Origin of the sequence: Actinoallomurus sp. CA-142502 (genome assembly GCF_050936355.1) — a bacterium.
Lineage (GTDB): Bacteria > Actinomycetota > Actinomycetes > Streptosporangiales > Streptosporangiaceae > Actinoallomurus > Actinoallomurus iriomotensis.
Genome location: NZ_JBNJMY010000001.1, coordinates 8,662,059 through 8,684,264, shown reverse-complemented (window position 1 = coordinate 8,684,264; position 22,206 = coordinate 8,662,059). Strand labels below are relative to the sequence as shown.

The 22,206-nt window shown below is 69.0% G+C and carries 14 protein-coding genes and 2 rRNA genes; 13 read left to right on the top strand and 3 right to left on the bottom strand.

Annotated elements, in window-relative coordinates:
• Positions 1 to 38 precede the first annotated feature (38 nt).
• Both ACQEV1_RS40515 and rrf read left to right on the top strand, forming a co-directional pair.
• Positions 39 to 3,176, top strand: a 23S ribosomal RNA gene (locus tag ACQEV1_RS40515).
• 87 nt (positions 3,177 to 3,263) lie between these two features.
• A 5S ribosomal RNA gene (gene rrf / locus ACQEV1_RS40510) occupies positions 3,264 to 3,380 on the top strand.
• Between the two features lie 186 nt (positions 3,381 to 3,566).
• Here the strand turns inward: rrf and ACQEV1_RS40505 are convergent.
• Positions 3,567 to 4,184: a response regulator gene (locus ACQEV1_RS40505; protein WP_285585008.1), complete on the bottom strand. Its 618-nt coding sequence runs from the start codon at positions 4,182 to 4,184 to the stop codon at positions 3,567 to 3,569.
• Positions 4,185 to 4,198: 14 nt separating this feature from the next.
• Positions 4,199 to 8,041, bottom strand: a complete 3,843-nt coding sequence (locus ACQEV1_RS40500) for a HAMP domain-containing protein (protein WP_285627608.1) — start codon at positions 8,039 to 8,041, stop codon at positions 4,199 to 4,201.
• Between the two features lie 103 nt (positions 8,042 to 8,144).
• On the opposite strand from ACQEV1_RS40500, the gene ACQEV1_RS40495 reads away from it, so the two are divergent.
• Positions 8,145 to 10,220 carry a SpoIIE family protein phosphatase gene (locus ACQEV1_RS40495; protein ID WP_433401784.1) on the top strand — a complete coding sequence of 692 codons (2,076 nt, stop codon included), beginning with the start codon at positions 8,145 to 8,147 and terminating at the stop codon, positions 10,218 to 10,220.
• Positions 10,221 to 10,226: 6 nt separating this feature from the next.
• On the opposite strand, the gene ACQEV1_RS40490 is transcribed toward ACQEV1_RS40495, so the two are convergent.
• Entirely contained in the window at positions 10,227 to 11,426 is a 1,200-nt protein-coding gene (locus ACQEV1_RS40490; RefSeq protein ID WP_433401782.1) for a hypothetical protein, read from the bottom strand.
• Between the two features lie 230 nt (positions 11,427 to 11,656).
• Here ACQEV1_RS40490 and ACQEV1_RS40485 point away from each other — a divergent pair, with 230 nt between their 5' ends.
• The 10 genes from ACQEV1_RS40485 (at position 11,657) to ACQEV1_RS40440 (ending at position 22,111) form a co-directional block, all read left to right on the top strand.
• On the top strand, positions 11,657 to 13,009 hold the full coding sequence (locus tag ACQEV1_RS40485) for a bifunctional folylpolyglutamate synthase/dihydrofolate synthase (RefSeq protein ID WP_433401780.1): 1,353 nt from the start codon (positions 11,657 to 11,659) through the stop codon (positions 13,007 to 13,009).
• Positions 13,010 to 13,052: 43 nt separating this feature from the next.
• Positions 13,053 to 13,370: a DUF4233 domain-containing protein gene (locus ACQEV1_RS40480; protein ID WP_285585018.1), complete on the top strand. Its 318-nt coding sequence runs from the start codon at positions 13,053 to 13,055 to the stop codon at positions 13,368 to 13,370.
• A gap of 147 nt (positions 13,371 to 13,517) precedes the next feature.
• On the top strand, positions 13,518 to 14,948 hold the full coding sequence (locus tag ACQEV1_RS40475; RefSeq protein ID WP_285627617.1) for a hypothetical protein: 1,431 nt from the start codon (positions 13,518 to 13,520) through the stop codon (positions 14,946 to 14,948).
• 140 nt (positions 14,949 to 15,088) lie between these two features.
• A complete protein-coding gene (gene ndk / locus ACQEV1_RS40470; protein WP_285627619.1) occupies positions 15,089 to 15,499 on the top strand; it encodes a nucleoside-diphosphate kinase in 411 nt (136 codons plus the stop codon).
• Between the two features lie 189 nt (positions 15,500 to 15,688).
• Positions 15,689 to 16,720, top strand: coding sequence for a rod shape-determining protein (locus ACQEV1_RS40465; protein ID WP_285585022.1), 1,032 nt, complete (start codon positions 15,689 to 15,691; stop codon positions 16,718 to 16,720).
• 12 nt (positions 16,721 to 16,732) lie between these two features.
• The gene (gene mreC, locus ACQEV1_RS40460) at positions 16,733 to 17,710 is read left to right on the top strand and encodes a rod shape-determining protein MreC (protein ID WP_285627621.1); all 978 of its coding nucleotides are present in this window, start codon (positions 16,733 to 16,735) and stop codon (positions 17,708 to 17,710) included.
• Positions 17,711 to 17,712: 2 nt separating this feature from the next.
• The gene (gene mreD / locus ACQEV1_RS40455; RefSeq protein ID WP_285627624.1) at positions 17,713 to 18,258 is read left to right on the top strand and encodes a rod shape-determining protein MreD; all 546 of its coding nucleotides are present in this window, start codon (positions 17,713 to 17,715) and stop codon (positions 18,256 to 18,258) included.
• 4 nt (positions 18,259 to 18,262) lie between these two features.
• Positions 18,263 to 20,413: a penicillin-binding protein 2 gene (mrdA, locus tag ACQEV1_RS40450; protein ID WP_285627627.1), complete on the top strand. Its 2,151-nt coding sequence runs from the start codon at positions 18,263 to 18,265 to the stop codon at positions 20,411 to 20,413.
• Entirely contained in the window at positions 20,410 to 21,585 is a 1,176-nt protein-coding gene (gene rodA / locus ACQEV1_RS40445; RefSeq protein WP_433401776.1) for a rod shape-determining protein RodA, read from the top strand. The genes mrdA and rodA overlap by 4 nt, the downstream gene beginning before the upstream one ends.
• Positions 21,586 to 21,622: 37 nt before the next feature.
• Positions 21,623 to 22,111 (top strand): macro domain-containing protein, encoded by a 489-nt coding sequence (locus ACQEV1_RS40440; protein ID WP_433401774.1) that lies wholly within the window; start codon positions 21,623 to 21,625, stop codon positions 22,109 to 22,111.
• Positions 22,112 to 22,206 lie beyond the last annotated feature (95 nt).

Genomic DNA, 22,206 nt, shown 5'->3' with positions numbered 1-22,206 from the left:
CTGCATAGTGAACGCGAGCATCTTTTTTCTTGTGTTGTGTTCAAGTTTTTAAGAGCACACGGTGGATGCCTTGGCATCAGGAGCCGATGAAGGACGTGGGAGCCTGCGATATGCCCCGGGGAGTTGGCAACCGAGCGTTGATCCGGGGGTTTCCGAATGGGGAAACCTAGCACCCGTCATGGGGTGTTGCCGCCACCTGAATGTATAGGGTGGTTGGTGGTAACGCGGGGAAGTGAAACATCTCAGTACCCGTAGGAAGAGAAAACAACATGTGATTCCCTGAGTAGTGGTGAGCGAAAGGGGATCAGGCTAAACCATGCGCGTGTGATAGCCGGCGGGCGTTGCGTGTGTGGGGTTGTGGGAGCATTCTTGTCTGGTCCGCTGACTGGGCGTGGAGTAAGAAAACAATGAGGTAGTCGAACGATCTGGAATGGTCGACCGTAGTCGGTGATAGTCCGGTAGGTGAAACCTTGTTGTCTCCATTGGGTGTTTCCCGAGTAGCACGGGGCTCGTGAAATCTCGTGTGAATCTGCCAGGACCACCTGGTAAGCCTAAATACTTCCTGGTGACCGATAGCGGACTAGTACCGTGAGGGAAAGGTGAAAAGTGCCCCGGTGAGGGGTCGTGAAAGAGTACCTGAAACCGTGTGCTTACAAGCCGTCAGAGCCTTGCATTCCTTGTGGGTGTTGGGGTGATGGCGTGCCTTTTGAAGAATGAGCCTGCGAGTTATGGTGTGTGGCGAGGTTAACCCGTGTGGGGGAGCCGTAGCGAAAGCGAGTCTGAATAGGGCGTTTGAGTCGCATGCTGTAGACCCGAAGCGGAGTGATCTACCCATGGGCAGGTTGAAGCGCGGGTAAGACCGTGTGGAGGACCGAACCCACCAGGGTTGAAAACCTGGGGGATGACCTGTGGGTAGGGGTGAAAGGCCAATCAAACTCCGTGATAGCTGGTTCTCCCCGAAATGCATTTAGGTGCAGCGTCACGTGTTTCTTGCCGGAGGTAGAGCTACTGGATGGCCTAGGGGGCCGACAAGCTTACTGAAGTCAGCCAAACTCCGAATGCCGGTAAGTGAGAGCGTGGCAGTGAGACTGCGGGCGATAAGGTTCGTAGTCGAGAGGGAAACAGCCCAGATCATCGGCTAAGGCCCCTAAGCGTGTGCTAAGTGGTAAAGGATGTGGAGTTGCCGTGACAACCAGGAGGTTGGCTTAGAAGCAGCCACCCTTGAAAGAGTGCGTAATAGCTCACTGGTCAAGTGATTCCGCGCCGACAATGTAGCGGGGCTCAAGCACACCGCCGAAGCCGTGGCATCCCAGCAATACTCAGGTGAGACTCCTTGTGGGTCGCATCCAGGGGTTGGGGTGGGTAGGGGAGCGTCGTGTGGGCGGTGAAGCGGCGGCGTGAGCCAGTCGTGGAGGCCACACGAGTGAGAATGCAGGCATGAGTAGCGAATGAGGGGTGAGAAACCCCTCCGCCGGATGACCAAGGGTTCCTGGGGCAGGCTAATCCGCCCAGGGTAAGTCGGGACCTAAGGCGAGGCCGAGAGGCGTAGTCGATGGACAACGGGTTGATATTCCCGTACCCGCTGACACGCGCCCATGCTGAACCCACTGATACTAACCACGCGGACTCCGTTTGGTTCCTTCGGGGACCTTGCCGGGGCGAGTGCGGGACCTGAGGTGGTAGTAGGCAAGTGATGGGGTGACGCAGGAGGGTAGCTCAGCCCAGGCGATGGTTGTCCTGGGGTAAGCATGTAGCCCGCACCATAGGTAAATCCGTGGTGCATGAGGGTGAGATGTGATGCCGAGCCGATTTAGGTGAAGTGAGTGATCCCATGCTGTCGAGAAAAGCCTCTAGCGATGTGTGTCGGCGGCCCGTACCCTAAACCGACTCAGGTGGTCAGGTAGAGAATACCAAGGCGATCGGGTGAACTGTGGTTAAGGAACTCGGCAAATTGCCCCCGTAACTTTGGGAGAAGGGGGGCCCCTGCTGGTGACCGACCTAGCGTTGTGAGCTGGTGGGGGTCGCAGATACCAGGGGGAAGCGACTGTTTACTAAAAACACAGGTCCGTGCGAAGTCGTAAGACGCTGTATACGGACTGACGCCTGCCCGGTGCCGGAACGTTAAGAGGACTGGTCAGCCCTTCGGGGTGAAGCTGAGAATCTAAGCGCCGGTAAACGGCGGTGGTAACTATAACCATCCTAAGGTAGCGAAATTCCTTGTCGGGTAAGTTCCGACCTGCACGAATGGCGTAACGACTTCCCCACTGTCTCAACCACAGGCCCGGTGAAATTGCACTACGAGTAAAGATGCTCGTTACGCGCAGCAGGACGGAAAGACCCCGGGACCTTCACTATAGCTTGGCATTGGCGTTTGGAGCGTCTTGTGTAGGATAGGTGGGAGACTGTGAAGCGGTGACGCCAGTTACCGTGGAGTCGTTGGTGAAATACCACTCTGGTCGTTTTGAGCGTCTAACCCGCACCCGTGGATCCGGGTGGGGGACAGTGCCTGGTGGGTAGTTTAACTGGGGCGGTTGCCTCCCAAAGAGTAACGGAGGCGCCCAAAGGTTCCCTCAGCCTGGTTGGCAATCAGGTGTTGAGTGCAAGGGCACAAGGGAGCTTGACTGTGAGACAGACATGTCGAGCAGGTGCGAAAGCAGGGCCTAGTGATCCGGCACCACCGTGTGGATGGGGTGTCGCTCAACGGCTAAAAGGTACCCCGGGGATAACAGGCTGATCTTGCCCAAGAGTCCATATCGACGGCAAGGTTTGGCACCTCGATGTCGGCTCGTCGCATCCTGGGGCTGGAGTAGGTCCCAAGGGTTGGGCTGTTCGCCCATTAAAGCGGCACGCGAGCTGGGTTTAGAACGTCGCGAGACAGTTCGGTCCCTATCCGCTGTGCGCGTAGGAGACTTGTGAGGGTCTGTCCCTAGTACGAGAGGACCGGGACGGACGAACCTCTGGTGTGCCAGTTGTACCGCCAGGTGCATGGCTGGTTGGCTACGTTCGGTCGGGATAACCGCTGAAAGCATCTAAGCGGGAAGCCTTCCTCGAGATGAGGTCTCCCAACCTTCATGGTTGTAAGGCCCCCAGCTAGACGACTGGGTTGATAGGCCGGAGATGGAAGCACCGCAAGGTGTGGAGTCGACCGGTACTAATAGGCCGAGTGACTTGAACACACTCACGTTTTGTTGCTCGCGTTCACTGTGCGGTTCCCGGAACACGACCGGGAACCATTGTTCCACTGGTTATGTTCTGTTAAGCGTTTCGGTGGTCATAGCGGTGGGGAAACACCCGGTCCCATTCCGAACCCGGAAGTTAAGCCCTCCAGCGCCGATGGTACTGCACCGGGGACGGTGTGGGAGAGTAGGACACCGCCGGACATCAACATATAGTCGGGAAGAGGAGAGAACCCCGCGAAACATTCGCGGAGTGTTCTCTCCTCTTCTCGCATTTCAGGTGGGGGCCGCAAACAACGGCCTCTTTTTTCATTTCCACACTCGGTCGGACAGCAAAGCGGCGGGGGCGGCACGAAGGCCGCCCCCGCCGCAGAGCTCCGAGGAGGGGTCTCAGTCGGCCGGCGGACGAAGCGTGTCGATCGCGGTCCGCAGCTCGCCGACACGCTGCTCCAGCGTGCCCATCGCCTTGGCCGCCTCCTCATCCTTCGACGACCACTCGGACAGCACCCGGATTTGCTGCTCCACGGCCGTCAGACGCTCGCTGAGCTCCGCGGCGAACTCACCTGAGGGAGCGGCCGCGAACTGCGTGCGCAGCAGCTCTGACTGCTCTCGCAGCTGTTGGTTCTTCCGGTGCAGCTCCACGAAGATCGACACCTTGGTCCGTAGCACCCACGGGTCGAACGGCTTGGAGATGTAGTCCACGGCGCCGGCGGCGTACCCGCGGAACGCGTAGTCCGGGCCGGCGTCCACCGCCGTCAGGAAGATGATCGGTACCTCGCGCGTCTTTCGACGGCGCTTGATCGCACGGGCGATCTCGAAGCCGTCCATGCCCGGCATCACGATGTCCAGCAGGATCACCGCGAACTCGTTCGTCAGCAGTGCCCGCAGGGCCTCGTCGCCCGACCGGGCACGGATCATGTTCTGGTCGAGGGAGCTGAGGATCGCCTCGAGCGCGACGAGGTTCTCGTCGCGGTCATCGACCAGCAGGATGTTCGCCTTCTCGGCCACGGTTCAAGCCTCCATCATGTGCGCGGCCGACTGAGCCACGCTCTCATGATGTCAAGAAGGTGGTCCGCGTCGACAGGCTTGGGCACATAGTCGGATGCCCCGGACTCGATGCTCTTCTCCCGGTCGCCCTTCATCGCCTTCGCGGTGAGGGCGATGATCGGCAGGTCGGCGAACTGCGGCATCCGGCGTACGGCCTCAGTGGTCGCGTAGCCGTCGAGCTCGGGCATCATGACATCCATCAGTACGAGGTCGATGTCCTCGTTGCGGTCGAGCGTGTCGATCCCCTCGCGACCGTTCTCGGCGTACAGCACCTCGATGCCGTACTGCTCCAGCACGCAGGTCAGCGCGAAGATGTTGCGCACGTCATCGTCGACGATCAGGATCTTCCGGCCCGACAGCACCTCGTCGTCGATGGGGTTCTCGGCGAACTGCTCCTCGGCCTCGGGCAGCTCGAGCGTCGCCTGCGGGGCGGGAGGCGGCGGCTGCGGCGTCGGCCGGCTGTCGCTGGGCGCGGCGAGCGCCGTGTCGACCGGACCGGCGTACCGGACCGGCAGGTACAGCGTGAACGTGCTGCCGTCGCCCGGGCGGCTGGACACGTGGATCTCACCGCCGAGCAGCGCGGCGATGTCGCGGCTGATCGACAGGCCCAGCCCGGTGCCGCCGTAGCGCCGGCTGGTGGTGCCGTCCGCCTGCTGGAACGCCTCGAAGATCGACTTTAGGTTGTGCTCGTCGATGCCGATGCCCGTGTCGGTGACCGCGAGGCCGATGACGTCGGGGTTCTCGGCGAGCGCCGGGTCGACGAAGGTGACGTCCACCGGCCGCCGTACGGTCAGGCGCACCTCGCCGGAGGAGGTGAACTTGACCGCGTTGGACAGCAGGTTGCGCAGCACCTGCTGGAGCCGCTGCTCATCGGTGTACAGCTCGTGCGGGAGGCCCGGCTCGGCGTACACGTCGAAGGCGAGCCCCTTGTCGGCGGCCATCGGCCGGAACGTCGCGTCGACGTAGTCGACCAGCTCCGACAGCGCGATGCGCTGCGGGTGCAGCTCCATCTTGCCCGCCTCGACCTTGGACAGGTCGAGCATGTCGTTGATGAGCCGCAGCAGGTCGCTGCCCGACTCGTGGATCGTCTTGATCAGCTCGACCTGCTTGGCCGTCAGGTTCTTGTCCGGGTTGCCGGCCAGGAGCTTGGCGAGCACGAGCAGGCTGTTGAGCGGCGTGCGCAGCTCGTGGGACATGTTGGTGAGGAACTCGGACTTGTAGCGCGACGACTGCGCGAGCTGCTCGGCGCGCTCCTCCAGCGTGCGGCGTGCCTGCTCGATCTGGAAGTTCTGCATCTCGATCGCGCGGTTCTGCTTGGCCAGCAGCGCCGCCTTCTCCTCCAGCTCGGCGTTGGAGCGCCGCAGCTCCGCCTGCTGGCGCTGCAGCTCGCTGGAGCGGTCCTGCAGCTCGACCGTCAGTCGCTGGGACTCGGCGAGCAGCGCCTCCGTACGGGAGTTGGCGGTGATCGTGTTGATCGTCACGCCGATGGTCTCCACGAACTGGTCGAAGAACGCCAGGTGGACCTCGCTGAACGGGCTGAACGACGCGAGCTCGATCGCGCCGAGCACGCGGTTCTCGAACAGGATCGGCAGCACGATGACGTTCGCGGGGGACGCCTGCCCGAGCCCCGTGCCGATCGTGATGTAGCCCGGCGGGAGGTCGTCGACCAGGATCGGCTTGTGCTCCACGGCGGCCTGGCCGACGAGGCGGTCGCCGAACGCGAAGCGGACCCGGTCCACCTGGTCGCGGCCCACGCCGTACCCGGTCTTGAGCACGAGTTCGCGCTCCCCGTCGCCGCCCTCCTCCGCGAGGTAGAACGCACCGTACTGCGCGGAGGCGAGCGGGGTGACCTCGCTCATGATCAGCCGCGCGACCTCCATGAGGTCGCGGTGGCCCTGCATGAGGCCGGCGATGCGGGCGAGGTTGGTCTTCAGCCAGTCCTGCTGCTGGTTGGCGCGGGTGGTCTCGCGGAGGTTGGCCACCATGAGGTTGACGTTGTCGCCCAGCTCGGCGACCTCGCCGCGGGCCTCGACCGCGACCGACTTGCTCAGGTCGCCGCGGGCGACCGAGCTGGCCACCGACGCGATGGCGCGCACCTGCCGGGTCAGGTTGCCGGCCAGCTCGTTCACGCTCTCGGTGAGCCGCTTCCACGTGCCGGAGACGCCCTCGACCTCGGCCTGGCCGCCCAGCCGTCCCTCGCTGCCCACCTCGCGCGCCACACGTGTGACCTCGCCGGCGAACGCGGACAGCTGGTCGACCATCGTGTTGATGGTGGTCTTCAGCTCCAGGATCTCGCCCTGGGCGTCGACGTCGATCTTCTTGGTCAGGTCGCCGTTCGCGACCGCGGTGGTCACCTGGGCGATGTTGCGGACCTGGGAGGTCAGGTTGTCCGCCATGGAGTTGACGTTGTCGGTGAGGTCCTTCCAGACGCCGCTGACGCCGCCGACCTTCGCGCGACCGCCGAGGTTGCCCTCCGTGCCCACCTCGCGGGCGACGCGGGTGACCTCGTCGGCGAACGCCGACAGCCGGTCGACCATCGTGTTGAGGGTGTCCTTGAGCTGGAGGATCTCGCCCTGGGCGTCGACGGTGATCTTCTTGGACAGGTCGCCGCCGGCCACCGCGGTCGCCACCTGGGCGATGCTGCGGACCTGGCCGGTGAGGTTGCCGGCCATGGAGTTGACGTTGTCGGTGAGGTCCTTCCAGACGCCGGACACGCCGCTGACCTGTGCCTGGCCGCCGAGGCGTCCTTCGGTGCCGACCTCGCGGGCCACACGCGTCACCTCGTTGGCGAAGCCCGACAGCTGGTCCACCATCGTGTTGAGGGTGTCCTTGAGCTGGAGGATCTCGCCCTGGGCGTCGACGGTGATCTTCTTGGACAGGTCGCCGTTGGCGACGGACGTGGCGACCTGCGCGATGTTGCGCACCTGGCCGGTGAGGTTGCCGGCCATGGAGTTGACGTTGTCGGTGAGGTCCTTCCAGACGCCGGACACGCCGCTGACCTGTGCCTGGCCGCCGAGGCGTCCTTCGGTGCCGACCTCGCGGGCCACACGCGTCACCTCGTCGGCGAACGAGGAGAGCTGGTCGACCATGGTGTTCACGGTCGCCTTGAGCTCCAGCAGCTCGCCGGTCGCCTCGACCGTGACCTTGCGGGTCAGGTCGCCCTTGGCCACCGCCGTGGTCACCAGGGCGATGTCGCGGACCTGGCCGGTCAGCCGGCTCGCCATCGCGTTGACCGCGCCCGTGACGTCGCGCCAGCGGCCCGACATCTCACGCGGCTTGGCCTGGCCGCCCAGGCGTCCCTCCGCGCCGACCTCGCGGGCCAGCTGGGTGACCTCCGCGGCGAACTCGTCGAGGTGCTCGACCATGCGGTTGACGCCCGAGCCCATCCGCAGCAGCTCGCCGCGCCAGGGACGGGTGCCGGTGTCGAGCTCGATGCGCTGGCTCAGATCGCCGTCGGCGACCGCGTCGGCCACCCGTGCCATCGCGGTCGCGGACTGCACCAGCGTGTCGATGAGCGCGTTGGCGGCGGCGTTCCCGGTCGCCCAGGCGCCCTCCCCGCCGGCGCCGAGCCGCTCGTCGATCCGGCCCTCGTGACGAACCTCACGTTGCACACGGACGAGTTCCCCGGTCAGATGGCCCGCACGTGCCTGCACATCGTTGAAGACGGAGGCGATCTCGGCCAGGACATCATCACCGGAGGCATCGAGTCTGGTCTCGAAATCTCCGTCGCGCAGGGCGCTGAGCGCGTCGAGGACGGGCCGCAGGTCAGCCTCGTCGTACTGGACGCTCACCGGTGCATGGGACGTGCTTCGAGGCATTAACTAGCACCTCGCCTTCCATGCGACGTGGTCGGGGATATGTTCAGCCCACCCGGGGAATCTGCCACGATGGCAGCGTCGTGCATCCCCGAGACGAATCCAAGTGACTGTGGAGAAGAACCCAAAGAGGTACGCGACCTTCCCGCCGGAGGTCGCGTCAGTTGCGGCTGCACGGCGTTTTGTCGGGGACACGCTTCGTAACTGGGGCGTCGACGAGGTGGACGACGCCATGCTACTCACCAGTGAACTGGTTACGAACGCAATCGTCCACGCCGGCACCGAGGTCGAGGTCGTGTGCGAGGCGCTCGGCGGCCAGGTGCGGGTCGAGGTCCACGACCGGCACCAGGCGCGGCGCATCCCCGTCCCCGGCGACCAGGTGAGCGGCCGCGGGCTGCTGTTCCCCGAGACGCTGGCGATCTCCTGGGGCGTCACGTACGGCCAGGGCGACAAACAGGTCTGGTTCACCGTCCCCGGAGTCTCGGGGGAGAAGCCACCGCCTCCGCCGCCCTCGTACGAGGAGATCGTCACCGCGCCGCGCCCCACCCGGCCGACCGTCGACGAACTGGCCCACCGCACCGCGCAGAGCGCGCAGGACGCCCTGGGCGCCGACTGCGTGTACGTCCTGCTGACCGAGGACGACGCCGACCTCGTGCTCAAGGCGACGTCCGGTGTACGGCCCGAGGGCACGGCGCTGGAGATGGGCCTCGAAGGCGCCACCGTCGGCGGGAGGGGCGTCTACGCCGACCTGGGCGGCAGCCCGTACAACCTGCCGGCGCTGCAGGCCGCCGGGATCCGCTCGCTCGTCACCGCGCCGTTCGTCGTGGACGGCCGGGGCATCGGGCTGATCATCGCCGCCTCGCGCGACGCGGCCCACTTCAACGAAGCCGACGTCGAACGCCTCCAGCAGGTCGCCGACCGGCAGGCGCCCTCACTCGAACGCGCCCGCCTGATGGAGCTCGAACGGGCCCGGCGCGGCTGGCTCGGCTTCCTCGCCGAGGCGAGCAGCCTGCTCGCCGGCACCCTCGACCAGCAGATGACCATGGCGCTGGTGTCGCAGCTGATCGTGCCCCGCCTGGCGACCTGGTGCGCCCTGTTCACCGTACGGGACAACGGGGCGGCGCTCCCGGCGTACGCCTGGCACGCCGACGAGACGATGGTGGCCGACCTGCGCGTGCTCCTCGACCTGCTGCCGCCGGCGCCGCCGCCGGCCGAACCCGGGCCGTGGGAGGGCTTCGGGCCCGCGCCCAGCGAGGGCATGCCCCCCACCGCGCACCGGGTCACCGGCGACGTCGCACACGAGTTCCCGCTGCTGGCGCGCGGACGCAGCATCGGCATGCTGGTCGTCGGCGGCCCGAAGGGCGCCCGGTTCAACCGCGACATGCTCGAGCTGACCGAGGACCTCGCCGGGCGCGCGGCGCTCGCCATCGACAACGCGAGGCTGTACGAGGAGCAGGCGGACATGAGCCGTACGCTCCAGCGCAGCCTCCTGCCGCCGGAGATCCCGGTCATCCCGGGCCTGGACGTGTCCGTGGTGTACGAACCGGCCGGCGAGAGCAGTGAGGTGGGCGGCGACTTCTACGACGTGTTCAGCGTCGGCTCGCGGTGGCGCTTCGCCATCGGCGACGTGTGCGGCACCGGGCCGGAGGCCGCGTCGGTGACCGGCCTGGCCCGCCAGGCGCTGCGCATCCTCGGCCGCGAGGACTACGCCATCACCGAGGTCCTCCAACGCCTCAACGCCCTCATCCTGGACGAGGGGTCGCGCGCGCGGTTCCTGACGCTGCTGCACGGGGAGGTCGAGCCGCTCGAGGACGGCAGCGCCCGCGTGACGTACGTGACCGCGGGCCATCCGCCGCCGCTGTTCCTCAGCCCGGCGGGCACGGTCGTGGGCGACGACGAGTCGGACCTGATGCTCGGGGCGTTCCCGGAGGCGGAGTACTCCCTCCGGACGGTCACCCTCGGGCCGGGGCACCTGCTGCTGGGGTTCACCGACGGCGTGACCGAACGGCGCAACGGCGACCGGCTGCTGGGCGACGACCGGGGGCTCGAACGCATCCTCGCGGGCTGTGCCGGGCTGGGCGCCGGCGCGGTCGCCGCGCGGGTCAGCCGCGCCGTACGCGCCTTCTCCGGCGAGCCCTCGCACGACGACATGGCGCTGATCGTCCTGCGCATCGAGGAGTGAGGCGGCTCAGGCGTCGAACAGGCGCGTGGTGTCGGCGCCGACGAGGTCGAGCACCCGGCCGGTGAAGTACACGGTGCCGAGGACGACGATCCGCTCCCCGTACGCCGCGAGCCGTGCGGGGGTGAGGTCGGCGATGTCGAGGCCGTCGCGCGTACGGGTGAAGCGCAGGCTCTCCCGGTCGGGCATCCGCACCGTGGTCACCGGCAGGCCGCCGAGCGCGGCCAGGACGCCCTCCAGGTCCTTGTGGTCGGGCAGGCAGACGAGGACGTGGTCGATCCGGTCCCAGCGGCGGTACGCCTCGGCGAGCGCGGCGGCGGCGCCGTTCGCCTCGACGGCGGAGTCGACGAGCAGGGTGGCGCCGGGGACCGTGTGCCAGGACACGCGGCCGGGGAGCCGTACGGAGGCCAGCACCTCGGCGGTACGCGCGGGGTCCGGGGCGGGCCGGCCGATCGCCTCGAGCAGCCGCCGGGCGGCGGCGCAGCCGAGGAGGGCGTTGGGACGCTGGAGCCCGGGAGGCGCGGAGGGGGCGTCGGTGACCACGTCGACCCGGCGGCCGGTACGTGCGGCGACGGTCGCCTCGATCGCCGTCGCGACGTCCGGCGCCTGCGGCAGCGACACGACCGCCCGCGTGAGCCGCGCGACGACCCCGGCCTTGTCCGCCGCGATCTCCGCCGGCGTGTCACCGAGGACGCCGAGGTGCTCGCCGAACACCTCGGTGATCGCCACGACCGTGGGCGGCACCAGGCTCACCTCGTCCGAGGCGCCGCCCATCCCGGCCTCCAGCACGATGACGTCGGCCCCGGCGTCGCGTGCGTGCAGCAGACCGGCGAGGGTGAACAGGCCACTCGGCGAGAGGTACCCGGCCTCGCGCGGCGGCAGCGACCGCGCTCCGTCCCTGAGCCTGCGGCCGAGCCCGGCGAGGTCACGCTCGGCGATCGCGGCCCCGTCGAGACGGATCCGGTCGGTGTCCCGGCGCAGGCCGGGACTGGTGACGGTCACCACCCGGCACCCGGCCGCCACGAGCCAGGCCGAGGCGTACGTCGCGGCGGTGCCCTTGCCCTTGGACCCGACCACGGTGAGGACGGGAATCGTGGGGAGCCCGAGCACGTCGGCGAGCCGCGCGGCCCGATCCAGGTCACGCCGGTCCCCAGGGCCGCGACGGCCCCATTCGTCGTAGAAGAAGGCGATATCGCCCTCGCCGGTCATCGTTTGTCCTCCCAAGCGCGCACACGCCACGCTATCCGCGGAGGATCTCCATGACTTCCCGGCGGGTGATCGTGGTGAAGACGCGTGTGGAAGGCGGGGCGTGAGTCACGCGTCCCGGCCGTCGGACCACAAGTCCGATGGCCGGGACGCCGGAGGCGACCGCACCGCCGGTGAGGCCCTACCTGCAAGCTCGGGGGCATTGGACCCGCAAAGCTGACTAGGCTGCGAGCGTGACACGGAGCAGTTATGACGACGCCGTTGCCGGGATCAGGGCGCGTGGGGTCGAGTGGGACCTCGATCCGTCGCTGGACCGGATCCGGGACCTGGTCGACATCCTCGGCTCGCCGCAGCGGGCGTACCCGGTGATCCATGTCACCGGGACCAACGGCAAGTCGAGCACCGCGCGGATGATCGACGCCCTTCTCCGCGAGCGCGGGCTGCGGGTCGGTCTCTACACCAGTCCCGAACTGCACACCATGCGCGAGCGGATCAGTGTCGACGGTGAGCCGGTGACCGAGGAACGCTTCGCCGAGCTGTACGACGACGTCCTGCCGTACGCCGAGATGGTCGACGCCAAGCACGATGTCAAGGTCTCCTTCTTCGAGATGCTGACCGCGATGGCGTTCGCCGCGTTCGCCGACGCCCCCGTGGACGTCGCCGTGGTCGAGGTCGGCATGGGGGGCGCGTGGGACGCCACCAACGTCGCCGACGGGTCCGTGGCCGTCGTCACGCCGATCGGGCTCGACCACACCGAGTACCTCGGGGACACGATCGAGGCGATCGCGGGAGAGAAGGCCGGGATCATCAAGCCGGAGGCGGTCGCGGTCCTCGCGCAGCAGCCGGTCGAGGCCGGCGAGGTGCTCCTGCGCCGCGCCACCGAGGTCGGTGCGACCGTCGCGCGCGAGGGCATCGAGTTCGGCGTCCTGCAGCGGGAGCTGGCGGTGGGCGGGCAGCGGGTCCGCCTGCAGGGCCTGCTCGGCACCTACGACGAGGTGTTCCTGCCGCTGTTCGGCGACTACCAGGCGAGCAACGCCGCCTGTGCGCTGGCCGCGGTCGAGGCGTTCGCGCGCGGGCGGGCCACCGCCGAGCCGGGCGGTGAGGACCGGCTCGACGCCGACCTCGTGCGCGCGGCGTTCGCCGGCGCGCCCGCGCCCGGGCGGCTGGAGGTCGTGCGGACGGGGCCGACCGTCCTGGTCGACGCGACGCACAACCCGGCCGGCATGGCGGCCACCGTCGCGGCGATCACCGAGGAGTTCGGGTTCACCCGCCTGATCGGGATTCTCGCCGTCATGGCGGACAAAGACGTGATGGGAGTGCTGGAGGAGCTCGAGCCGATCATCGACGAGTTGATCGTCTCGCGTAACTCCTCACCGCGTTCGATGCCGGCGCACGAACTGGCGGTGGTGGCACGCGATGTCTTCGGCGAAGATCGCGTTCATCTCGTGGCCCGGCTGGACGACGCGATCGACCAGGCGATCGGGCTCGCGGACCAGTCGGGAGAGTTCGCCGGGGCCGGGGTGTTGATCACCGGTTCGGTGGCGACGGCGGGCGATGCCCGGTTGCTGATGAAGGCGTCACAATGATCGGCACGGGCCCGGAGTTCCGCGCCGCAAAGGCGGGTCGAGCGTGAGAAGACTGTGTGCCGTCGTCCTCGCCCTTCAGGCGGTGGTGACCGCTCTGTCGATTCCGGTGGCGATCGCCGTGGCGCACGCGGACGGCACGACGGCGGGTGTCGTGGGCGGCGTCCTGGCGGTGGCCGGGCTGGTCGTCGCGGGTCTGCTGCGGTTCCGGTGGGCGTACGTCGCCGGGAGCGTGTTGCAGGTTCTGGTGATAGCGACCGGTTTCGTGGTGACGACGATGTTCGTTCTCGGGATCATATTCGCCGCTCTGTGGGCGACGGCGATTTGGCTCGGATGGCGGGTGGAAGGCGCTCCGGCGCGCTAATGTCGGGTTGACTCTTCAGCGTTCCCCGTCGAACAGAATATCAATTCCAGCAAAGTCGGACATTTACCGAATTCGTTGGAAACGGGGATGACTCCGGGAGGCCGCCCGATGACTGATCTTCCCGAAATTCGCCCCGAAAGTCATGACGTGCAACGGCGAGACCCGGCCGGGCTCGCCATTCTCCTTCTCGTTCTGGTCACCGCCATTCCCGCCGCGGTTCTCGTGCTGCCCAACACCGCGTCCTACGTCGTGCCGCAGGCGGCCCGCGACCTCGGCCTGTCGGGCGGCGAGGCGGCCGGGTTCGTACGGGCGACCGGCCTCGCGATGCCGGCGCTCCTGCTGGCCACCCCGCTCGCCGCCGTGCTGGCCCGGCGGCGCACTCCGTGGGGCGTCCTGTTCGGCGGCCTGGCCCTCCTGCTCGGCGCCCAGGCGTCGGCCGCGTACGCCACCTCCGTGCCGCTCACGGGCCTCCTGCGGGCCGTGGAGGGGGTCGGGGCGGGCGCCGTCCTGCCGGCGGCCCTCCTGCTCGCCTGCGAGCGCTCCGAACGCCGCCTGGCGACCGGGGTGTGGGCGGCCGCCCTGACCGGCTCCCTGCTGCTGGCCACGCCCGCCGTCCTGGCCGTCACGCCCGGCCCGTACGGCGCCTACGCGGCCGAGTGGCGGGTGATCCTGCATCCGTACTGGTGGCTCGGGGCGACCGCGCTCGTGGGCACCGGCCTGCTGGGCGTGCTGCGCCTGCGGCCGCCCATCGGGCCGGGCGTCCCGGCGCCCACGCGGGGGGAGCGCGTGCTGTTGCTGCTGCCGGTCGCGCCCGCCGCCGGGTTCGCCTTCCTGGCCGTCGTGACGACGTACGCCTGGTCGCCGGGGGGCCAGCTCATCCTGGCCGCGTGCGCCGTGACCGGCCTGCTCGGCATCGCCCTGGCCGGGTCGCGCGGCGCCGTCACCGGCAGCCCGCTCGGGTACGCCGTGGTGATGGTCGCCGTGGGCCTGCTGTCGATGCCGGTGACCGGACCGCTGGCGGGGCTGCTGGGCGGGCGCGGCGTGCCGTTCGGGCCGTTCGCCGTGGGCGCGGGGTGCGCCGCGCTGGCCGTGCTCACCGCGACCGCGACCCGCCGGCCGGCCGGACGGGGCGCGGTGATGTGCGGGTTCGGCCTGGTCACCGCCGCGATGGTGGCGCTCGTGGCGATGGGCGCCGGGGCCGACCGGTGGGAGCTGTCCGGCGCGCTGGGGGCCCTGGGCACGGGCATGGGCCTGGCGCTGGGCACCACGCTGCGGCCGGCCGGGGCGGGCCCGGCGCTCTTCGGCCTGACCCTGTGCCTGCCCGCCGTGCTCGGCGGCCACCTCGTCGTCGGGCCGCTCCAGGTCGCCAGGGTCGGCGCGGTGACGAGGACGGGAGGGGGCACCGCCCAGGCGCTGGCGGCGCTGACCGACGCGTACCGGATGTGGCTGGTGAGCGCCTGCGTGATCGCCGTGGTGCTCGCCGTCGCGACCGCCTGGACCGGGCGCGGCCGGGCGCGCCGGGACGCCGCCGTCGCCGCGGCTCCGGGCTCCAGCGGCGCCGCCCTTCCCACCGGGTGACACGGGTAGGATCGCAGCCACACGCGGAGGCCCGGCCGCGAGCCGTCATCGCCGAGCTCGGCATCGCAGCCTGTCATGCGGCGACCGCCCTCCCGGCCCCGTGACGATCGTCATCCAAAGAACGCGAGGAGAACCAACCCGTGTCCGAACGCACTCTTGTCCTCGTCAAGCCCGACGGCGTACGCCGGGGGATCGTCGGCGACGTGATCTCGCGCATCGAGCGCAAGGGCCTCAAGCTCGTCGCGCTGGAGCTGCGCACGCTCGAGCGCGAGGTCGCCGAGACCCACTACGAGGAGCACCGGGAGAAGCCGTTCTTCGGTTCCCTCGTCGAGTTCATCACCGGCGGCCCGCTCGTCGCGATGGTGGTGGAGGGGCCGCGCGCCATCGAGGCGTTCCGCGGGCTCGCCGGCGCCACCGACCCGGTCGCCGCGGCGCCCGGCACGATCCGCGGCGACCACGCCCTGGAGATCCAGGAGAACATCGTCCACGGCTCCGACTCCACCTACTCCGCCGAGCGTGAGATCAAGCTCTTCTTCCCGAACCTTTTCTGACGACGGCGCCAAGACGCGCGGTCCGGAGCGACTCCGGTCCGCGCGTTTTGTTTAGCGTGACCGGCTCCTGACCGGAGCGTTACGGAGCGACGACGCGCGACGATTGGTCCTGCATCAACTGGCCTGTTCCGAGTTACCATGACAATGCGCTCCTGCACGCCCGCCAATCTCGAAGGGCTGCCTTTCTTCATGGGTAACAAGCTGTCGTTCCTCGGCCGCGACATGGCGGTCGATCTGGGTACGGCGAACACGTTGGTCTACGTCCGCGGTCGCGGCATCGTGCTCAACGAGCCCTCTGTCGTGGCGATCAACACCCACACGGGCAAGATCGTCGCCGTCGGGATCGAAGCCAAGCGGATGATCGGCCGTACGCCGGGCAACATCGTCGCGGTGCGTCCGCTGAAGGACGGCGTCATCGCCGACTTCGACGTCACCGAACGGATGCTGCGCTACTTCATCCAAAAGGTTCACAAACGCCGACATTTCGCCAAGCCACGCATCGTCGTGGCCGTGCCCAGCGGCATCACCGGGGTCGAACAGCGGGCGGTGAAGGAGGCGGGCTACCAGGCCGGGGCCAGGCGCGTCTACATCATCGAGGAGCCCATGGCCGCCGCGATCGGCGCCGGGCTGCCGGTGCACGAGCCGACCGGCAACATGGTCGTCGACATCGGCGGCGGCACGACCGAGGTCGCGATCATCTCGCTCGGCGGCATCGTGACGAGCCAGTCCATCCGCGTCGGCGGCGACGAGCTCGACCAGGCGATCATCTCCTACGCCAAGAAGGAGTACTCCCTCATGCTGGGGGAGCGCACCTCCGAGGAGATCAAGATGGCGATCGGGTCGGCGTACCCCTTCGACGACGAGCCGCACGCCGAGATCCGCGGCCGCGACCTCGTCAGCGGGCTGCCGAAGACCGTCGTGATCTCCGCCGAGGAGATCCGCCGCGCGATCGAGGAGCCGGTCAACACCGTCGTCGACGCGGTCAAGACCACCCTGGACAAATGCCCGCCCGAGCTGTCCGGCGACATCATGGACCGCGGCATCGCGCTGACCGGAGGCGGCGCGCTGCTGAAGAACATCGATGAGCGCCTGCGCGAAGAGACCGGCATGCCGATCCACATGGTCGACAATCCGCTCGACTCGGTCGTGCTCGGCTCGGGCAAGTGCGTCGAGGACTTCGAGGCACTGCGGCAGGTCCTCGTACCCGAACCAAGGCGTTAGGACACCCGGCCGGTGAAGGACACCCGGCGAACCCGCGCCGTCCTCGGCGTGCTGTTGCTCGTCTCGCTCGCCATGATCACTGTGGACTACCGCGGTGGGGACCACTCCCCGCTGAGGGTGCTGCGCGGCTTCGGCGAGGCCATCTTCGGCCCCATCGAGCAGGGCGCCACCGCGGTCGTCCATCCGATCGCCGGCGCCTTCCACACGTTCACCGGCGCGCCGAGCGCGCACCGGCGGATCACCCGGCTCGAACGCGAGAACCAGCAGCTGCGCCGGCAACTGCGCACCGGACAACTCGACAAGCGGCGGGCCGGCGAGCTCGAGAGCCTCCTCGGCTCCTCGGGTCTCGGCGGCTACCGCATCGTCCCGGCGGAGGTGATCTCCTCCGGCGAGGGCATGGAGAACACCGTCTCGCTCGACGTCGGCAGCCGCAGCGGCGTGCAGCCGAACATGACCGTGCTGTCCGGCGACGGGCTGGTCGGCCGGGTGACCCGTGTCGGGCCGACCACCTCGACGGTCATGCTCGCCACCGACGCGGCGTCGTCGGTCGGCGGGCGGCTGGAGAGCTCCAACGAGATCGGCATCGTGCAGGGCGCCGGCCGCCACGGCGGCTCGTCGCTGAAGTTCCAGCTGCTCGACTCCACGGTGGTGATGGAGCCCGGCCAGCGCATCGTCTCGTTCGGCTCCGAGGACGACCGGCCGTACGTCCCCGGTGTCCCGATCGGCACGATCACCAGGATCGAGCGGACGTCGGGGTCGCTGACCCGCACCGCGGTCGTACGCCCGTTCGTGCACTTCACCTCGCTCGACGTGGTCGGCGTGGTGGTCGCGGCGCCGAAGCGCAACCCGCGCGACTCGGTGCTGCCGCCCTCGCCCTCGCCGTCGACCCCCACGCCCACGCCCACGCCATCGCAACCGCCGCCGGCCCAGGCCGGCTCGTCCGCGCCGCCGAAGTCCCGGCCGGCTCCGTCACCGACGTCGAGAGGCTGACCGTGTCACGTAACGTCCTCGCCTCGATCGTCATCGTCGCCGCGCTGATCCTGCAGGTGACGGTCGTCAACCGGCTGCCGCTGCCCGGCTCGGTGGTGCCCGACCTCGTGCTGCTGGCCGTCGTGGCGCTCGCCCTGGTCAACGGCTCGCTGCGCGGGCTCGTCGCCGGGTTCTGCGCGGGCCTGGCCGCCGACATCATCCCGCCGGCCGACCACACGATCGGCCGGTACGCACTCGTCTTCTGCCTCATCGGCTACGTCTGCGGGTCGGTCGCCGTCGAGATGGACCGGGCGCCGCTGCTGCCGTTCGTGGCGGTGGCCGCCGGCGCCCTCGCCGGCACCGTGCTGTACGCGCTGGTCGGCGCCATGCTCGGCGATCCACGGGCCCGCTGGCCGGTGGTCTCGCACGTGCTGCCGCTTCAGGTCTTCTACGACATCGTCGCCAGCCCGTTCGTGGTGTGGGCCGTGCTCCGGCTGACCAACCGCGCCGAACGCCCACGCGACTCGGCGGGGCTGGACCCGGTGCCCGGCTTCTACCGGGCGAGGTAGGCCGATGGGCTCACGTTCTCGCGTGCGGCTCGTCGTGCTGCACGTCATGGTCATGTCGCTGCTGCTGTCGCTCGGCGGGCGGCTCTGGTACCTGCAGGTCATGAACGGCGCGCACTACCGCCGGGTGGCCGCCGACAACGGCATCCGCGACATCATCGTGCCGGCGCCGCGCGGGCAGATCCTCGACGACGCCGGCCGTCCGCTGGTGCGCAACCGCACGGCCCTGGTCGTCTCGGCCGACCGTACGGTCCTGCTGCGGCAGAAGGACGGCGGCAGGGCCGTGCTCCAACGGCTCGCCGGCGTGCTCGGAGTGCCGTACGCCCAGCTCGCCGCCAAGGTCCGCCTGTGCGGGCCGGGCGTCACCCGGCCCTGCTGGACCGGCTCCCCGTACCAGCCGATCCCGCTCGACGACAACGCCGACGCCCGCAAGGCACTGCAGATCCGCGAGCGCCAAGAGGACTTTCCCGGCATCAGCGCGCAGCTCCAGGCGGTCCGCGACTATCCCCGTACGGACGGGGCGGGCGCCGCGCAGGCCCTCGGATACCTCCAGCCGATCACCCAGGAGGAGCTGAACAAGCGCAAGGGCATCAAGGTCACCGGCTACAGCGGCGTCGACCTGATCGGCCGCGACGGCCTCGAGGCGATCTACGACGGCGACCTGCGCGGCGCGACGGGCGTACGCCGGGTGCTGGTCGACAGCCAGGGGCGGGTCACCGGCGTCGCGTCCGAAAAGCCGCCGGTGTCCGGCGGCAACCTCGTCACCAGCATCGACGCCAAGGTTCAGGGCGATGTCGAGGCCGCGCTCAAACACGCCATCGACGCCGCGCACAAACGCGGCGACCCCGCCGACTCAGGGGCCGCCGTGGTCATGGACGTGCGCACCGGACGGGTCATGGCGCTCGGCAGCTACCCGACCTACAACCCGGCGGTGTGGACCGGCGGCATCTCCCAGAGCGAGTACGACGGGCTGCTCAACAAGAGCAAGGGACAGCCGCTGATCTCCCGCGCCACTCAGGGCGAGTTCGCGCCGGGCTCGACGTTCAAGGTCTCCTCGCTGCCGGCGGCGATCCGTGACGGCTACCCGCTGCACGGCATCTACGGTTGCCCGTCGTCGTACATGGTGGGCGCGCGCGCGTTCAGCAACTTCGAGGGCGAGTCCGGCGGCGACATCACCCTGCACCAGGCGATCGTGATGTCCTGCGACACGATCTTCTACCGGTTCGCGTACGAGGAGTGGCTCCGCGACGGCGGCATGCACCCGGTGAAGAACCCCAAGGACCCGATGATCAAAATGGCCAAGGACTTCGGGTTCGGCAAGCGCACCGGCATCGACCTGGTCGGCGAGTCCCCGGGGCGCATCCCCAGCCGGCAGTGGAAGACGGACTACTGGGACGCCACCAAGGCCTCCGACTGCAAGCACGGCAAGACCGGCTATCCCGACGTCGCCAAGACCGACCCGGCGCGCGCGGCGTACCTCAAGCAGATGGCCGCGGAGAACTGCGTCGACGGCTACGTCTTCCGCGCCGGCGACGCCGCCAACTTCTCGGTCGGCCAGGGCGACGTGCTGGTCACACCGCTGCAGCTCGCCCGCGCGTACGCCGCGGTGGCCAACGGCGGCACGCTGTGGAGCCCGCGCGTCGGCAAGGCGGTGCTGGCGCCCAACGGCACGATCGCCCGCCGCATCGATCCGGTGAAGGCCGGCACGCTGCCGATCTCGCAGAAGGTGCTGGCGTACATGAGGAGCGCGTTCGCCGACGTGCCCAAGTCCGGTACGGCGGCCGGGGCGTTCGGCGGGTTCCCGCTCGACAAGCTGCCCGTCGCCGGCAAGACCGGCACCGCGGAGGTCTGGGGCAAGAAGGACAACTCCTGGTTCGCCTCCTACGCCCCGGCCAACAACCCGCACTACGTCGTCGTGGTGATGGTCACCCAGACCGGCACCGGCGCGACCACGGCCGCGCCGGCCGTACGCGAGATCTGGGAGGACATGTACGGCCTGCGCAAGGGCAAGAAGGCCGACCTGCCCGACGGGAAGGTGCCCGACCGGCTCCCGGCGCTCGCCTCCGACGGCACGATCGTTCCACCGCCCGGCTTCGGCGAGCCGGAGGACAAGACGCCCGCGTCCGTTCCCGCCCCCCGCCGGAAGAAGCACAAATGATCGGCGGGTACGGCCGGCCGCTCGAAGGGCGCTCGTGGCTGAGCCGGCTGTCCGACTCGCCGTTGCGCCGGCTCGACTGGACGCTCCTCTGCGTCACGGCGATCCTGACCGCGATCGGCTCGGTGCTGGTGTTCTCCGCGACCCGCGGCGGCCTGAGCGAGGCGGGCGACGATCCGTACACCTACCTGAAGAAACACCTGTTCAACATCGCGATCGGGGTCATCCTCGGCGGCGTGACGGCGGCGCTGGACTACCGGCTGCTGCGGGCGTACGCGCCGATCGTGTACGCCGCCGCGTGCGTCGGCCTGGTCGTCGTGCTGACACCGCTGGGCGCGACGATCAACGGCTCGCACTCGTGGATCACGCTGGGCGGCGGGTTCCAGCTCCAGCCGTCGGAGTTCGCCAAGGTTGGCCTGGTGGTGCTGCTGGCGATGATCCTCGGCGAGCCGCGCGACGGCGAGGTGGGCCCGGGACGCCGCGACATCCTGCTGGCCCTGGCGCTGGCCGCCCTGCCCGCGGGCCTGGTGATGCTCCAACCGGACCTGGGCACGACCCTGGTGTTCGGCGCGGTCGTCATCGGCATGCTGGCGGTCTGCGGCGCGCCCAAGCGCTGGGTGCTGGGGCTGCTGGGCGGCGCCGTGACCGGGGCGTTCCTGGTGTGGTGGCTGCACCTGCTCAAGCCGTATCAGATCAACCGGTTCACGGCGTTTGCCGATCCGTCGAAGGACCCGCAGGGCGCGGGCTACAACGCCGAGCAGGCGCGCATCGCCGTCGGCTCGGGCGGGCTGTTCGGCAAGGGCCTGTTCCACGGCGAGCAGACGATCGGTCACTTCGTGCCGGAGCAGCACACGGACTTCATCTTCACGGTGGCGGGGGAGGAGCTCGGCTTCGTGGGCGCGGCGCTGATCACCGCGCTGCTGGGCGTGGTGCTGTGGCGGGGCCTGCGCATCGCGATGCAGGCGGCCGACCTGTTCGGCCTGCTGGTGGCCTCGGGCGTGGTGTGCTGGCTGGCCTTCCAGACGTTCGAGAACATCGGCATGACCGTCGGCATCATGCCGATCACCGGCCTGCCGCTGCCGTTCGTGTCGTACGGCGGCTCGGCGACGTTCGCCAACATGATCGCCGTCGGGCTCCTGGAGGCGGTGCACCTGCGCCACAACCCGTACGAGTGACCGGGATCCGTCAGAGGCAACGCCTATCGTGCGGATCGTGACGGAGATCCGGTACGTGCGGGGCGACGCCACGTGCCCCCAGGCCAAGGGCCCCAAGGTCATCGCGCACGTCTGCAACGACCGGGGCGGGTGGGGGAAGGGCTTCGTCGTGGCGGTGTCGCGGCGGTGGCCCGACCCGGAGAAGGCCTACCGGCGGTGGCACCGCGGCCGCGCCGGCAACGACTTCGGGCTCGGCGCGGTCCAGCTCGTGCAGGTCCGCGCCGACACGTGGGTCGCCAACATGATCGGCCAGCACGGCACCAGGAGCGGCCGGAGCAGCGGGCCGCCGATCCGCTACGAGGCGCTGGACGAGTGCCTGCGCCGGCTGGCCGAACCGGCCGCCGCACTGGGGGCGAGCGTCCACATGCCCCGCATCGGCTGCGGCCTCGCCGGCGGACGCTGGGAGCGCGTCGAGCCTCTCATCGACGCCCGCCTCGTCGCGGCCGGCGTCCCGGTGACCGTGTACGACCATGGTGACTTCGGGTGAACGGAGGAGGGGCCGTTCACCGAGGAGGACAGGGCGGCGGCCCGGGCCATCCTCGACACGGCCGACGAGCACCAGCGCAAGCTCGACGAGTTGGT